Consider the following 15,126-nt stretch of genomic DNA (forward strand, 5'->3'; position numbering starts at 1 on the left):
CCGCGGCGGGCAGGTCAGGGACGCCAGGCCGCGACCAGCTCGTCGGGGCCCCAGACGACGTCGACGGCGCCGGCCGGAAGGTCGGCGCCGGAGCGGGTGACCGCGAGCAGGCCGGTGGTCGCGGGGGCGAAGCCCGGGACTTGGCGGGCGCCTTCCCGTAACTCCGACGCGAGGGACTGCTCGGTCAGCCATGGCAGCTCGTCGAGCACAACGACGCAGGGCTGATCGGGAAGCGCGCCGGCGAGGCTGGGACTCCTGGATCGGAGGTGGACGGGCGGGGGTAACGTGCCGCTCGTGATGGGCGGGGGTGGCGACGGGTCGCCGGCGGCGGTGGCGGCGGGTGAGCTGATCGTGTGCGAGAGTCTGGTGCGCATCTATCAGACCGGGCCGATCGAGGTGCAGGCGCTGCAAGGGCTGGATCTGGCGGTCAACCAGGGCGAGATGATCGCCGTGGTGGGGGCCTCGGGGTCGGGGAAGTCGACGCTCTTGTCGATTCTGGCCGGGATCGACGCGCCCACCGCCGGCAGCGCCCGGGTGGGGGAGTGGGATCTGCTCGCCATGTCGCGGGCCGACCGGGTGCGGTATAGGCGGCACACCGTGGGGTTCGTGCGGCAGCAGACGGCCAGCAACCTCGTGCCCTATCTGACCGCTGAGCAGATGGTCGACCTGCCGATGACCGCCGCCCGTACGCCCAAGGGGGTGCGCCGCAAGCGGGCCGCCGACCTGCTCGGCATGCTCGGGATCGCGGACTGCGCGGGGCGCCGGCCGGGGCAGCTCTCCGGTGGGCAGCAGCAGCGGGTGGCCATCGCCGCCGCCCTGGCCAACGAGCCGCGGGTGCTGTTCGCCGACGAGCCGACCGGTGAGCTCGACACCGCCACCTCGGCCGAGGTCTTCGGGGCGCTGCGCGAGGTGAACCGGGAGCTGGGGGTGACCGTCGTCGTGGTCACGCACGACGCCGCCGTGAGCGGGCAGGTCGAGCGGACCGTGGCCATCCGGGACGGGCGGACCAGCAGTGAGGTGCTGCGCCGCACGGCCACCGCCGACGACGGTGGCACCCACGTCATTGCTGAGGAGTACGCCGTGATGGACCGCGCCGGGCGCATTCAGGTGCCCCGCGACTACCGGGAGGCGCTGGCCCTGACCCGCCGGGTGCGGCTGGCCCTGGAACCGGACCACGTCACGATCCGGCCCGACGCGTGAGCGCGCCGATGCTGCGGGTTCAGGGGGTGCGGCGGACCTTCGGTCAGGGGCCGGGCGCGGTCCACGCGCTGCGGGACGTCTCGTTCGAGGTCGAGCCGGGCACCATGGTGGCGCTGGTCGGCCGGTCCGGCTCGGGCAAGACCACGCTGCTCAACGTGATCGGCGGGCTCGACCGGGCCGACGCCGGGTCGGTCGCCGTGGACGGGGTCGACGTCAGCTCGCTCGACGAGGACGGGCTGTCGCGGTTGCGGCGCGAGCGGGTCTCGTACGTCTTTCAGACCTTCGGTCTCATCCCGGTTCTGTCGGCGGCCGAGAACGTGGCCGTGCCGCTGCGGCTGGCCGGCGCCGAGCGCGCCGACCGGGAACGCCGTGTCGCCCTGCTGCTCGACCTGGTCGGGCTGGCCGGGCACGCGAAGCAGCGGCCGGGCGAGCTCTCCGGTGGGCAGCAGCAGCGGGTCGCCATCGCCCGCGCGCTGGCCGCCTCGCCCCGGCTGCTCATCGCCGACGAGCCGACCGGGCAGCTCGACGCCGAGACCGGGTTGTCGGTCATGGCGCTGCTGCGCGGCGTCGTGGAGTCCGAGGGCGTCACGGCGCTGGTCTCCACCCACGATCCGGTGATGATGGAGCTGGCCGACCGGGTCATCCGGATCGCCGACGGCCGGGTCGAGGCCGATCCTTGCTGAGCCTGCTCCTCCGCCGCGCCCGCGCCCAATGGTCCCTTCTCCTGTCGCTGCTCGCGGTCCTCACCGTCGGGGCGACGTTCCTCGGCACCTGTGCGCTGCTCGTCACCCGTACCTCGGACCGGGCCTTCGAAGTGGCCGTCCGCGACGACCCGGAGGCGGCCGAGGTGGTCGCCTACACGGCCACCATCGCGGCCGGCGACGCCGCCTCGGTCGCCGTGGACACCCGCCGGGTGCTGGTCTCGGCGGTCGCCCCGTTCGAGGTGACGACGGCTGCCCGCGCGTCGTCGGTGATGCGGGCCCTGCCCGGTGAGGGCGACCGGGAGGCGTACCTGTCGGGAATTGAAGATCTTGACTCGCGGGCCTCGCTCGTCAGCGGCGGCTGGCCGAGGAAGGGCCAGGCGGCCGTGCTGGAGAGCACCGCGCGGCTGCTCGGACTGAGCGTGGGCAGCCGCGTGACCCTCGGCGAGGAACTGGGCGTGGGCGGGGCGCCGCCGGTCACGGTGACCGTGTCCGGGATCGTCCGGCCGCTGCCGGGTGGCGGCTGGGACCGCGACCCGTTGCGCGGCAAGGGATTCGACGCCGATCCGCCGAACGCCACCTCGGCTCGCAAGGTGCAGGCGTACGGGCCGTTCATCGTCGGCCTCGACGCGTTGCTCACCAGCGGGTCGGCCATCGAGCGCCTGGAGATCGTCGCCCATCCCGACCTGTCCGCCCCGAACACCCGCGACCTGAACGCCATCGCGTCGACGCTGGGCGAGGCCGACCGCCGGCTCTCGGGAGCCCTGGCCGACCGGGTGCAGATCGAGCGCGTGTCGTCCCCGCTGCCGCAGACCCTGGCCGATGCCCGCGCCCAGCAACGGCTGACGACGGCGGCGGTGCTGGCGCTCACTCTGATCGGCGTTCTTCTGACGGCCATCGCGCTCACGCTGGCCGGTCGGCTTGCGGCTTCCAGTCGTACGGAGGAAGCCTCGCTCCTGTCGGCCATGGGCACCGGCCGTGGCCAGTTCGCCGTCGTCGCCGCCGCCGAAGCGCTCGCCCTGGCCGGGCTGGCCGCCCTCCTGTCGATACCGGCCTCGTCGGCCCTGCACTCCCTGCTCACCCGGGTGCCGCCGCTGTCCGCCGCCGGGCTCACGACCGGCCCCGCCGTGACCCTGGCGCAGCTGCTGGCCGTCGGCGCCGGCGTACTGCTGCTCGCGATCCTGTTGGTGGGCCTGGCGATCCGCCCGGCGGCCGCTGTCGGCGACCGCCGGGGCCGGCGCGAGCTGTTGGCCCGCTCCGGCGCCGACGTCCTGCTGGCCGCCCTCGCGGCGGTCGGCTGGTGGCAGCTGCGGGCCCAGCCGCCGGACGCCGGATCGCGCGCCGACGTGGTCCGCGTCGTCGCGCCCGCTCTGCTGCTCACCGCGGGCGCCGCGCTCGCCCTGCGGCTGCTGCCGCCGGTCCTGCGGTACGCCGAACGCCTCGCCGACCGGTCCCGCGGCCTCGTCCTGCCGCTGGCCGTGGTGCAGGCGGCCCGGCGCCGGCAGGCCTTCGCGGCCGGGCTGCTCATCGCGCTCGGCTGCGGGGCGGCCACCTTCGGCCTCGCCTACGACGCCACCTGGCGCGCCTCCCAGCACGACCAGGCCGACGTGGCGGTCGGCACCGACGCCGTCGTCACGCTCGACGGGCCGGCCACCCCCGGCCAGGGCGCGGCGGTGGCCGCGGCGGCCGGTGGAACGGTCAGCCCGGTCACCCGCGGCCCCGTCGTCATCGGCCAGTCGGCGGGCGGGCCCACCGCCGTACCGCAGCTCCTCGCCCTTGACCTGACCCACGCGCGGGAACTGCTGCGCGGGCGGGCGACAGTGAGCGCGGGTCTCGCGCCCGGTTCGAGGGCGGACGGCCTGGCCGTGCCCGCGAAGGCCGTTCCGGCCCTGGCCGGGCGCGGCCCGCTGCCCGTCGTGCCGCGGCTGGTCTTCGAGGACGGCACCGGTCTGCGGACCGCCTGCACCGGGCCGGAGACCCCGCTCGACGGCCGGGCCCATCGGCTCGCCGGCTGCGCCCCGGCGGCGGCGGCCCGGCTGGTCGCGGTCGCCCTGCAGCCGGTGGGGGTGGCCGACGAGGCCGAAGGGGCCGTCGAGGCCACCCTCACCGTTCCCGGCGCCACCGGGCCGTCGTCCTGGACGGCGCATCAAGCCGCGCAGCTCGCCTCGCCGGCCGTCACCGTCACCGGCGATCGGGTGCGGCTGCGGGCGGTCGTGCAGTTCGCCGATCCGTACGACGGCGCCCGTCAGCTTGTCGCCTCGTCCTTCCCCGATCCGCGGGAGGTGCCGGTGGCCGTCTCCCAGCGGTTGGCCGACGACCTGCACGCCGGGCCCGGCAGCACGCTGAGCCTCAGCTACGGCAACACGCCCGTCCCGGCCCGAGTCACCGAGGTGATCCCCACCGTGCCGTCCGCGCCGGGCGCCCCCGCCGTCCTCGCCGACCTCGACCTGCTGTCCCGGGCCCTGATCAGCCACGGCGACCTGGAATCCCCGGTCACCGCCTGGTGGATCGGCGATCCGGCCCGGACGAGCACCCTCGAAGCCCTCGGCCTGGGCCCGGTCACCACCCGGGCCGGCGAGGCCGCCCGCCTCACCGGAAGCCCGGTCCGCGCCGCCCAGCCGGCGGCCATGCGGCTGCTGGTGGCCGCCGCTGTCGTGCTCCTGCTCGGCGGGGTGCTGCTGCACGTCGCCTCCGACCTGCGCGACCGGGCCCTCGAGGTGGCCCGGCTGCGCGGCCTCGGCGTGTCCCGCCGGGAGATCCGGGCGGCGCTGTTCGGCGAGCACGCCGGCGTCATCCTGCCGCTGCTGCTGTGCGGGGCGGCCGTGGGCGCGCTCGCGACGTGGGGAGTGGCGCCCCTGATGATCCGTTCCGACACGGGCGCGCAGCCGGTGCCCGCGGCCGCCGCCCACTGGCCGTGGGGCCGCGAGGCCCTGCTGCTCGGATTCCTGACCGTCGCGGCCGGGATCGTCGTCACCGTCACGGTCGCCGTGCAGGCCCGCCGGGCCGACGCGGCCCACCTCCGGGTCGCGTCGTGAAGCCGCTGTCGTTGCACTGGCCCAGCATCCGGGGCCGCGCCCGCGCCGACCTCGGGCCGCTGCTGCTGATGGCGGCCGTCGTGGCCGCGGTCAGTCTGCTCGCCGCCGCGGTGCCGCCGCTGCTGCGCGCCACCGAGGACGACACCTTCCGCGAGACCATCGGAGAGGCCAAGGACCGGGCCGCCGTACGGGCGCAGGCCCCCTGGGCGAGCAACTACGCGATGGGCGACGGCTACCAGCGTGAGCCGGCCCTCGCCACGTACCTGGCCTTCCTTCCCCGCGCGGCCAAGGCGCAACTCGGCACCCAGCTGGCCGTCCTCGATCCGCCGGTCACCACCGTCACCAGCGTGCCGCTGGCCATCACGACCGGCTCGGCCCCGCGAACCCTGCGGCTCGGCTACGTGCGCGCCGACGAGAGCGACGGCCCGGCCACCACGTGGGTGTCCGGTGGTCCGCCCGGTCCCACGGCCAAGGGCGAGGTGGTGATCCAGCCCGGCGCGCCCTGGGACGTCCAGATCGGACTGTCGGAGACGGAGGCGCGGATCATGGGCGCCCGGCCCGGCGATCGGCTCCGGGTCAAGGACGAGCAGGGCACGTTCTACGCCGTACGGGTGAGTGGAGTGTTCCGACCGGCCGACCCGGCCGATCCGGCCTGGCGTCAACTGCCCTGGATGCTCGAGCCGGTCGGCTCCAGCTTCGGCGGCCTGCTCTCGCCCGACTCCCTGCCCGACGCCCGTCTCGCGTTTCCGGCGGACAAGCTCGACCGTACGGTCACCTTCACCCCCGCCGCCGGCAAGGTGACCCGCGACTCGGCCCGATCGCTGGCGGCGGCCGTCGCGACGCTGAAGGCCACCTCGGCCGGGATCGGGGCGGGCGACGAGAACCCGCGCTGGGACAGCGGGCTCGACAGCGTGGTGGCCGAGGTGGAGACCCGGATCAAGGCGGCCACCGCCCAGGCGACGGTGTTGCTGCTGGCCGTGCTGGCCGGCGCGGCCCTGGTGCTGCTGTCGACGGCCGAGCTGCTGACCCGGCGGCGGTTGGCGGCCCTGACCGCCTACCGGGAACGCGGCGGCGCGCTGCCCGACCTCGCGACCGAACTGCTGGTGGAGTCGGTGGCGGTGGCGGGGCCCGCGGCTGCGGCCGGTGTCGTGCTGGCCTTGGTGCTGGCGGGTGGCGCCGCGCTGCCGTGGGTGGTGCCGGTCGCGCTGGCCGGGATTCTGGCCGGGCCGGCCCTGGGCGCCGTCGCGGCGGCCCGGGCCACCCGCGACCGGCGGGTGCCGGCCAACCGTTCGGCGCGCCTGTGGGTGCGCCGCACGGCCCAGCTGCGCCGGGCCGCGGTCGACGTGGCGGTGGTGCTCGCGGGCGGGGGTGCGCTGATCGCCTTGCGCCAGCGGGGACTCGGCACCGGGGGGGACCAGGTGCTGCCGGCGGCGGCGCCGGTCCTGGGTGTGCTGGCGGCCGCGCTGTTGCTGTTCCGCCTGCTGCCGTGGGCGACCCGGGCGCTGCTCGCGGCCACGCTGCGCGGGCGGTCGGCGCTGCCGGTCTTCGGGGCGGCCCGGGCCGCCGCTTCGTCGTCCCGTCTGCTGCCGGGCCTGACGTTGGTGACGGTCGTGGGCTTGGCGTCGTTCGCGTTCGTGCTCTCGTCGACGGTCAGCGGCGGGCTGGCCGACGGCGCGTGGCGCAGCGTGGGCGCCGACGCCCGCTTCGACATCGCACCCTCCCCAGGCGCACCCTCCCCAGGCGCACCCTCCCCAGGCGCGGGCTCCCAGGGTGCGGGTTCCCGGCCCGCCGAGGCGGTCCGGCGGATCGCGGCGGCGCCCGGGGTGGAGCAGACGGTCGCGGCCCGGATCACCGATGCTCAAGTCGTTGCCGACGGGCTGGCCGGCAGCCCCCGGCTGGTGATCGTCGACGCGGCGGCCTACCAGCGATTGCTGGCGAGCACGCCGCTACCGGATGCGCCCGGCCTGGCGCGGCTCACCGGCGGAGGGGGCATCCCGGCGCTTTACAGCGGGGTCCCGGCCGGCTCGCCCGTCGATCTGAGGCGGGACGGCACCTCCGCCCTGACCGTCACCGCGGTCGGCCCGGCGCCGGCCGTCGGTGACGCCACGGACGTGATCGTCATCGACACCGCCGCCGCGGCCGCCGCCGGCCTGAACACCACGCCGACCACGATCTGGGTGACCGGCCCCGGCGCGGCGAACGCGGTCCGCGACGCCGGCGACGAGGGAACCGCGGTGATCCGCGCCGACCTGCTGGACGACCGCGCGACCGCGCCGTTGACCTCCGGCCTGAGGCAGCTGACCTACGCGTCGGCGGCGGCGCTGCTGGCCCTGGCGGTGCTGGGTCTCGCCGTGGGCGCGGCCGCCGACGCCCCGGCCCGCTGGGAGACCCTGGCCCGGCTGCGCACCCTGGGCCTGCGCGCCCGCGACACCCGGCGCGTGGCCGCGGGCGAGCTCCTGCCGCTGGTGGTCTTCGCCGCGCTCTGCGGCCCACTGCTGGGTTTCCTGTTCGCCCGTCTCACCCTGGGCCCGCTGGCCCTGAACCTGCTCACCGGCCAGGTCACAAACCCGTTGGTGGTGGTCCCGTGGCCGGCCGCCGCCGTGGTGGCCGCCGTGCTGCTCGCCGCCCTGACCGCGGTGATCACGGCGGAGGCCACCCTCCGGCGTCGCCGCCGCCTGGGCGACGTCCTCCGCGCCGGCGGCGGCTGAGGCGCCGAGGGCTCGGTGGCCGACAACGGGCGGGTGAGGGCTGACTCGGGGTTGCTCACCGGCCGCGCGGGGGGCGTCTGCGCGCTGGGCTCCGGTGGGACCTCCTCGTGTGTACGGCACGCGGTTCGGCCGTCCGGCGGGAACTCGCCGAGGTCGCGGTGTGGGATCGCCTCCGGCGCGCTGGAGGGGCTCCGTCAGTTCGTGACGGCCAGCAGGATGGCCACGCCGACGCCGGCGACGATCAGGCCGCCCAGGAAGAACACCGGGATGGTGACGGTCATCAGGCTCAGGTCGCCGTCGTTGGCCTCCACCGCGTCGGCGTGACGGCCCGGGGTGAAGATCGTGCGGCCCCGGCGGATCAGGGTGCCGTTCTCGAGGCGGCCCAGAGCGAACACCGGCCCGCCCGTGGGCAGGCGGATCTCCCGTACGGTCACGCTGTCGCCCCTTTTGAGGGACTCCGCCATGCTCGCCGGGATCCACGGTGGCGGCACGGAGTGGCGTTTGTGGACGTACTCCCGCGTGGTGTTCTCGGCGGCGCGGGAGCCCGCGAAAACGGCCGGGTCGATCGGGACGCGGGCGCCGGTGTCGGCCAGCGTGGGGCGGCCAGGGGTGCGGTCCACGTCCGTACGCCAGGTCAGGTCGCCGTCGCTGTCGCCCGCTCGGTGGCAGGTGGCACTCACGTCGAACCACGCGCACCCGGCGCCGCTCAATGGGGCCGTCTGGTGGCCGGCGGGGCCGCACTCGACGAAGCCTTCGGCGGCGACCCGGCCGGGGCGCCAGGAGGCGATCGGAGTCGGCCGGGTTTGCCTGAGCAGGCGCCGTAACCGCAGGTCACCCAGGCTGATCAGGGCGAACAGGCCGGACACGACGACCATGCCCAGGCCGATCACGATCACGATGGCGGCGGCGGTGGCCATGTGGGCAAGGTAGCGATGCCGGTCAATCGCAGACCTTTACTTTCGTCGATATGAGTCATAGGTTGCTCGGAACGGACCAAAGTTTTGACACTTCTGAAAAAAGTCCGTAACCGCATCCCCTCTTTCGACTCGTGGACTCCCGGCCGAGGCCGGGGGACGGCGGAGGACGCGCATGGAAGACAACGTTGTCAATCTAGACGAGCAGCCCCAGCTCCGGCGCCGGTCGCTTCTGGCCGCGGCGGGGGTCCTCGGGCTCACCGGCGGGGCGGTCGCGGTGGCGACCACGACCCGGGGCGAACCGGCGAAGGCCGCGGCCGGGGTGACCCGGAAGATCACCATCTACGCGGAGGCGTTGCCGGGCAACCAGTTCGGCTACGGCCTGACGCCGGGTGGGGCGACGATCCCGGGGCCGATTCTCGAGATGTACGAAGGGGACACGCTCGAGATCACCCTGGTCAACACCACCAACCAGCGGCTGAGCATTCATCCGCACGGCGTCGACTACAGCACCGACTCGGACGGGGCGCCGTTCAACGCCTCGTACAACGAACCCGGCCAGACCCGCACCTACGTGTGGCGCTCACACGAGATGACCGCCACCAGCGGGCGGCGGTTCATGCCGGGCAGCGCCGGCTACTGGCACTACCACGATCACGCCATGGGCACCGACCACGGCACCGGCGGGCTCATCCGGGGACTGTACGGCGCGCTGATCGTGCGCCGGCGCGGCGACATCCTGCCCGACAAGCAGGTCACCGTCGTCTTCAACGACATGCAGATCAACAACAAGGTCGCGCCCAACACGCCGATGTTCGAGGCCAACCTGGGCCAGCGGGTGGAGTGGATCGCCATCGGGCACGGCAACTTCTTCCACACGTTCCACCTGCACGCGCACCGCTGGGCCGACAACCGCACCGGCATGCTCGAGGGCCCGTCCGACCCGAGCCAGGTGATCGACAACAAGGACCTCAACCCGGGCAGCTCGTTCGGGTTCCAGGTGCTGGCCGGTGAGGCCGTGGGGCCGGGCGCGTGGATGTACCACTGCCACGTCCAGAACCACTCGGACGCCGGCATGGCCGGGATCTTCCTGGTCCGCAACGCCGACGGCAGCATGCCGCCCGGCGCCCAGGAGGCGATCGACCGGTTCCAGGGCCACCAGCACAAGGCGGCCACCGCGCAAGCCCACGTACACGGAGGGAGTGGGTCATGAGACAAGTCGTAGCCGCGGCGATGGCCGCGCTACTAACCATCGGGGGCGCGCCGCCGAAAGAGGCGGCGGCCGCCGAACCGGCCGAACCCAAGGTTCTCGTCTTCTCGGGCGCGGCCGCCGCGCAGCAGGACCCGGTCGTCAAGGCGACGGCCACCATCAAGGAACTCGGCGCCGCTCAGGGGCTCGAGGTGACGGCCAGCACCGACGCGGCCGACTTCAACGCGGACGACCTGGCGGCGTACCGTGCGGTGGTCTTCCTGTCGGCCGACGGCGTCGCCCTGAACGCCGGGCAGGAGGCGGCCCTGAAGAGCTTCGTCAACGCCGGGGGCGGCTTCCTCGGCGTCGGCGACGCGGCCCGCGCCCAGCTCGACTCGACCTGGTTCACCGGCCTGATCGGCACCCGGCCGGCCGGCTCGATCCCGGTGGCCCATCCGGTGGCCAAGGTGAGCGCCAGCGGGGAGAACCCGCCCAACGAGATCAGCTCCAAGCTCACCGACGGCGACGCCAACACCAAGTGGCTGACCCGCACCGCGACCGGCTGGGTGGTCTACGAGCTGGCGAGCCCGGCCAAGATCACCGGGTACGCGCTGACCTCGGCCAACGACTTCGACGGCCGCGACCCCAGGGACTGGACGCTGCAGGGCTCGGCCGACGGCTCGGCCTGGACCGACCTGGACCGCCGCACGGGGCAGACCTTCCCCGAGCGCTTCCAGACCCGCCGCTTCGGCATCGCGAACCCGGCCGACTTCACGTTCTACCGGCTGAACATCACCGCCAACAGCGGCGAGCCGCTGATCCAGCTGGCCGACCTGCGGCTGTTCACCGGCACCACCGAGACGCCGGCCCCGCCGGCCGTGAACCGGGCCGTGGTCGACATCCTCGACCGCCAGCATCCGGCCACGAAGGACCTGCCGCTGACCGTGGCGCGCGACGACCGGTGGAACAACTGGGATCCGAACCCGATCGGCACCGTGCACACGGTGGCCCAGGTCGAGGAGCGGCACTACAACCCGGGTCTGGGCGCGAACGGCCCGTTCCACCCGATCTCCTGGTGCCGTGACTACGACGGCGGCCGCTCCTTCTACACCGGGATGGGCCACACCGAGGGCAGCTACGGCGAGGACGCGTTCCGCAAGCACCTGACCGGCGCGCTCGGCTGGACCAGCGGCATCGTCCGCGGCGACTGCCAGGCCACCATCGCGTCGAACTACAAGGTGGAGCGGCTGACCGCGGCCAACAAGACCGGCGAGCTCGACCAGATCGGCGAGCCGCACGGCCTGACCATCACGCCCGACGGCACGGTGTTCTACGTCGGCAAGGCGGCCTGCCCGAGCGGGCCGGTGGTCAGCTGGGACGACCCCAACGTGGGCCTGGGCTGCGGCACCATCCACTCCTGGGACCCGGGCACCAAGCAGGTGAAGCTGCTGACCACGCTGCCCGTGATGGGCAACCGGGGCAGCGGCGACGAGCTGGTCAAGAACGAGGAGGGCCTGCTCGGCATCGTGCCCGACCCGAAGTTCGCCGAGAACGGCTGGCTGTACGTGTACTGGATGCCGCACGCCTCGATCGACCGGCAGAAGCGGATCGGGCAGCGCACGATCTCGCGCTTCACGTATGACAAGGCCGCCCAGACGATCGACCAGAGCACCCGCAAGGACCTGCTCCAGTGGCCGGTGCAGATTCACAGCTGCTGCCACGCGGGCGGCGGCATGGCCTTCGACGCCAAGGGCAACCTGTACGTCGGCTCCGGCGACAGCAACTCGTCGGGCGGTTCGGACGGTTACTCGGGCAACAACTGGACCCAGGCGTACGAGGGTCTGTCGTTCCAGGACGCGCGGCGTACCGCCGGCAACACGAACGACCTCAACGGCAAGATCATCCGGATTCACCCGGAGGCCGACGGCACGTACACCGTCCCGTCGGGCAACCTCTTCCCGCCCGGCACCGAGAAGACCCGGCCCGAGATCTACGTGATGGGCGTGCGCAACATCGCCCGCCTGCAGATCGACCCGGAGAAGCAGTGGCTGACCGCCGGCTGGGTCGGCCCGGACGCCTCGGCGCCGAGCCCGGAGCTGGGCCCGGCCAAGTACGAGACGGCCACCATCATCACCGAGGCCGGCAACCATGGCTGGCCGTACTGCATGGGCGACAAGCAGCCGTACCGGGACCGCAGCAACACCGACGCCAAGGTCCTGACCGGCTGGTACGACTGTGACCACCCGAAGAACGAGTCGCCGCGCAACACCGGCCTGACCGATCTGCCGCCCATCAAGAACAACATGATCTGGTACTCGCCGGACGGCGGCGGCCCGGTCTTCCCGGCCCGCGACGCCAGTGGCGTGCCGAGCTACAAGGCGGCCGAGGCCACGTACACCCAGCCGTATCTGCGGGGTGGCGGCCAGGCCGTGATGTCGGGCCCGACGTACCACCGCAATCTTGTCACCGCGAACAGCACCGTCGCCTGGCCGTCGTACTGGAACGACAAGTGGCTCATCGGCGACCAGTCGAACTCGGCCAACCGGGTCGCGGTCACCGTCGACCCGGCCGGTGTGCCGCAGCAGAAGCCGCCGGCGTTCGGCGAGTCGCTGCGGGCCATCATCCCGGCCGGCGGCGGCGCCAACCAGCTCCAGTCCTGGATGGACGCCAAGTTCGGCCCGGACGGCGCGCTCTACATGCTCGACTACGCGGGTGGTTTCTTCAGCCTGCACCCCAACCAGAAGCTGATCCGGATCACCTACCAGGGCGGCGCGCCGACGCCCGCGCCGACCGCGACCGCCGTGGCCGTGCAGGACAAGCCGCTGACGTACGCCTTCTCCGGCTCCCGTTCGGGCGGTCTTTCCTACAAGTGGACGTTCGGCGACGGTGGCACCTCGACCGAGGCCAACCCCCGGCACACGTACGCCCGGGTCGGCACCTACGAGGCGACGCTGGTCATCACCTACGCCGGCGGGCAGACCGCGACCGTCAAGACGACTGTCACGGTGGGATGCGCGGTGGCGGACCCGGCCACGACCGTACGGCTGGACGCTGTCGACTCGGGTGTGCCGAACCGCGTCGTCGGCAACGGCTGCACCGTCGACGACCTCATCGACGACGAGAGCACGTGGGCTTCGCACGACGCCTTCGTCCGGCACGTCACCGAGGTCACCTCGCGCCTGACCGGCGACAAGGTGCTCAGCTCCCGGGAGGCGGGCGCGCTGACCAGGGCGGCCGCGTCGTCGCCGATCGGCAAGGAGGGTCACACCGGCTACGTCTCGCTGTACAACGGCACGCCGGAGTCGCTGCGGGACTGGGCGCAGGCGCCGACCGGGCAGTTTGCGATCCAGCCGGACGGGTCGCTGCGGCCCAGCGGCGGACTCGGAATGCTCTATTACACCAAGCCGTTCAAGGACTTCTCGCTGACGCTGCAGTTCCGTGACGTCGCACCCGGCGACGCCCGCGGCAACAGCGGAGTCTTCACGAGGTTCCCCGACCCGCGGATCCCGCTCGACCAGAGACCGGCCGACAGCTGCGGCACGGTCGGCTCGGCCCGCACGTCGCAGGCCTGGGTGGCCATCTACTGCGGCCACGAGGTGCAGATCTACGACGGCGAGACCGGCGAGCCGCAGAAGACCGGATCCATCTACAACTTCGACGTCAACCCGCTCTCGGCGGCCGGCGTCACGGCGAAGAACGTGTGGAACCGGTACGAGATCAAGGTCGTCGGCCAGCACTACACGATCATCCGCAACGGCAAGGTCATCAACGAGTTCGACAACACCCCCGGCAAGCAGTCCTCGCGTGCCGGTGACCCGCCGACCGACCTCCGGCAGTTCGCCGAGGGCCTGATCGGCCTGCAGAACCACAGCGACACCGACCTGGTCGACTTCCGCGACATCCGGGTGCGTGCTCTATGAAACGGCTTCTCCTGATCCTGGCCGCCCTGATGCTTCTGGCCCCGGCCGCTCCGGCGGCCGCGGCGCAGACGCTGACCTGGACGGCCGGCGACAGCATCACCGCCTACCGGTCGGCCCCGGCGCAGGCCGCGGCCGGTCAGACCACCATCGTGTTCGAGAACAGCGCGGCCACCGGCAACACCACCGGGATGCCGCACACGCTGACCTTCGACACGTCCACCGAGGGTTACAACCACGACGTCACGCTGAACATCCTGGCCAACCCGTTCGACGCCAACAACGGCCGCCACGAGGCGACCGTGACCCTGACCCCGGGGCGCTACCGCTACTTCTGCTCCATCCCCGGGCACAGCTCGATGGTCGGCGAGCTCGTGGTGACCGACGGCGGCTCCGAGCCGGACACGACGCCGCCGGCCGTGGCCGCCCAGGCGGCCGGAAACCGGGACGGCGACGGCAACTACATCGGCACGGCGACCGTCACGGTCACCGCGTCCGACAGCGGGTCGGGCGTCGACACCGTCGAGTACGCCCTCGACAGCGCCGCGTTCCAGCCCTACACCGCGCCGGTCGCGGTGACCGCCGCCGGCGCGCACACGGTCCGCTACCGGGCCACCGACAAGTCGGGCAACGTGTCGGCCGCCGGGTCGCTGGCTTTCACGGTCGTGGCGCCCGAACCCGACGAGGACACGACGCCGCCGACGGTCACCGCGCAACTCGCGGGGGACCGCGACGGTGACGGCAACTACGTGGGTACGGCCACCGCCACGCTCGCGGCCACCGACGCCGACTCGGGGGTGGCCCGGATCGAGTACTCCCTCGACGGGGCGGCCTTCACGGCGTACACCGGTCCCGTCGTCGTCAGCACGCCCGGCATGCACATGCTGCACTTCCGGGCGACCGACAACGCCGGCAACACCTCGGCCGAGCAGATGTCGCACTTCACGGTGGTGGGCCGCGACACCACGGCGCCCACGGTGACGATCGCGGTCGACAACCAGCCGGGCGTGGCCACGGTGACGGTCAGCTCTTCCGAGCCGGGAACGATCCAGTATCAGCTCGACAGCGGGGCCTGGACGGCCTACGCGGCGCCGCTGCGGATCACCGGGCTCGGCGCGCACACCGTACGGGCGAAGGCCACCGACGCCGCCGGCAACACGTCGGCCGAGAAGTCGCAGACGTTCACGGTGATCGGCTCCGGGACGGGCGAGTGCCCGGTACCGGACACCCGCGCCACCGTGATCATCGACGGTGACGACACCGGCGTTCCCAACGCCTTGCTGAGCAACGGCTGCACCGTCAACGATCTGGTCGCCGAGCACGGCGACTACGCCGACCACGCCGCCTTCGTGCGGCACGCCGAGACCGTCACCGCCGCGCTCGTCACCGGCGGCACTCTCACCAAACGGCAGCAGGGCACGATCGTCCGCGCGGCCGCCCGTTCGGACATCGGATCATGAAG

The 15,126-nt window shown here is 73.3% G+C and carries 9 protein-coding genes; 7 read left to right on the forward strand and 2 right to left on the reverse strand.

What is annotated here, in order from left to right; all coding sequences use genetic code 11:
- Window positions 1-14 precede the first annotated feature (14 nt).
- A complete protein-coding gene (locus AB0C26_RS35220; protein WP_360256517.1) occupies window positions 15-209 on the reverse strand; it encodes a hypothetical protein in 195 nt (64 codons plus the stop codon).
- 88 nt (window positions 210-297) lie between these two features.
- Between AB0C26_RS35220 and AB0C26_RS35225 the strand changes: the two genes are divergently transcribed.
- The 4 genes from AB0C26_RS35225 to AB0C26_RS35240 are packed head-to-tail and all read left to right on the forward strand — an operon-like array spanning window position 298 to window position 7,644.
- Window positions 298-1,200, forward strand: coding sequence for an ABC transporter ATP-binding protein (locus AB0C26_RS35225; RefSeq protein WP_360256624.1), 903 nt, complete (start codon window positions 298-300; stop codon window positions 1,198-1,200).
- Between the two features lie 8 nt (window positions 1,201-1,208).
- Window positions 1,209-1,883 carry an ABC transporter ATP-binding protein gene (locus AB0C26_RS35230; RefSeq protein ID WP_360256519.1) on the forward strand — a complete coding sequence of 225 codons (675 nt, stop codon included), beginning with the start codon at window positions 1,209-1,211 and terminating at the stop codon, window positions 1,881-1,883.
- The gene (locus tag AB0C26_RS35235) at window positions 1,877-4,936 is read left to right on the forward strand and encodes an FtsX-like permease family protein (protein ID WP_360256521.1); all 3,060 of its coding nucleotides are present in this window, start codon (window positions 1,877-1,879) and stop codon (window positions 4,934-4,936) included. Before AB0C26_RS35230 ends, AB0C26_RS35235 begins: the two co-directional genes overlap by 7 nt.
- Window positions 4,933-7,644, forward strand: coding sequence for an FtsX-like permease family protein (locus tag AB0C26_RS35240; protein ID WP_360256523.1), 2,712 nt, complete (start codon window positions 4,933-4,935; stop codon window positions 7,642-7,644). The genes AB0C26_RS35235 and AB0C26_RS35240 overlap by 4 nt, the downstream gene beginning before the upstream one ends.
- 194 nt (window positions 7,645-7,838) lie before the next feature.
- Here AB0C26_RS35240 and AB0C26_RS35245 read toward each other — a convergent pair whose 3' ends face one another.
- Entirely contained in the window at window positions 7,839-8,561 is a 723-nt protein-coding gene (locus AB0C26_RS35245; RefSeq protein WP_360256526.1) for a hypothetical protein, read from the reverse strand.
- Window positions 8,562-8,733: 172 nt separating this feature from the next.
- Between AB0C26_RS35245 and AB0C26_RS35250 the strand changes: the two genes are divergently transcribed.
- From AB0C26_RS35250 to AB0C26_RS35260, 3 genes are read left to right on the forward strand one after another with little or no spacing between them, the layout of a single operon-like run.
- A complete protein-coding gene (locus tag AB0C26_RS35250) occupies window positions 8,734-9,771 on the forward strand; it encodes a multicopper oxidase domain-containing protein (protein WP_360256528.1) in 1,038 nt (345 codons plus the stop codon).
- Window positions 9,768-13,667: a ThuA domain-containing protein gene (locus AB0C26_RS35255; RefSeq protein WP_360256531.1), complete on the forward strand. Its 3,900-nt coding sequence runs from the start codon at window positions 9,768-9,770 to the stop codon at window positions 13,665-13,667. The genes AB0C26_RS35250 and AB0C26_RS35255 overlap by 4 nt, the downstream gene beginning before the upstream one ends.
- The gene (locus AB0C26_RS35260) at window positions 13,664-15,124 is read left to right on the forward strand and encodes an OmpL47-type beta-barrel domain-containing protein (RefSeq protein WP_360256533.1); all 1,461 of its coding nucleotides are present in this window, start codon (window positions 13,664-13,666) and stop codon (window positions 15,122-15,124) included. The genes AB0C26_RS35255 and AB0C26_RS35260 overlap by 4 nt, the downstream gene beginning before the upstream one ends.
- The last annotated feature ends 2 nt before the right edge of the window (window positions 15,125-15,126 follow it).

The sequence above is a fragment of the Actinoplanes sp. NPDC048796 genome (assembly GCF_040650035.1).
Lineage (GTDB): Bacteria > Actinomycetota > Actinomycetes > Mycobacteriales > Micromonosporaceae > Actinoplanes.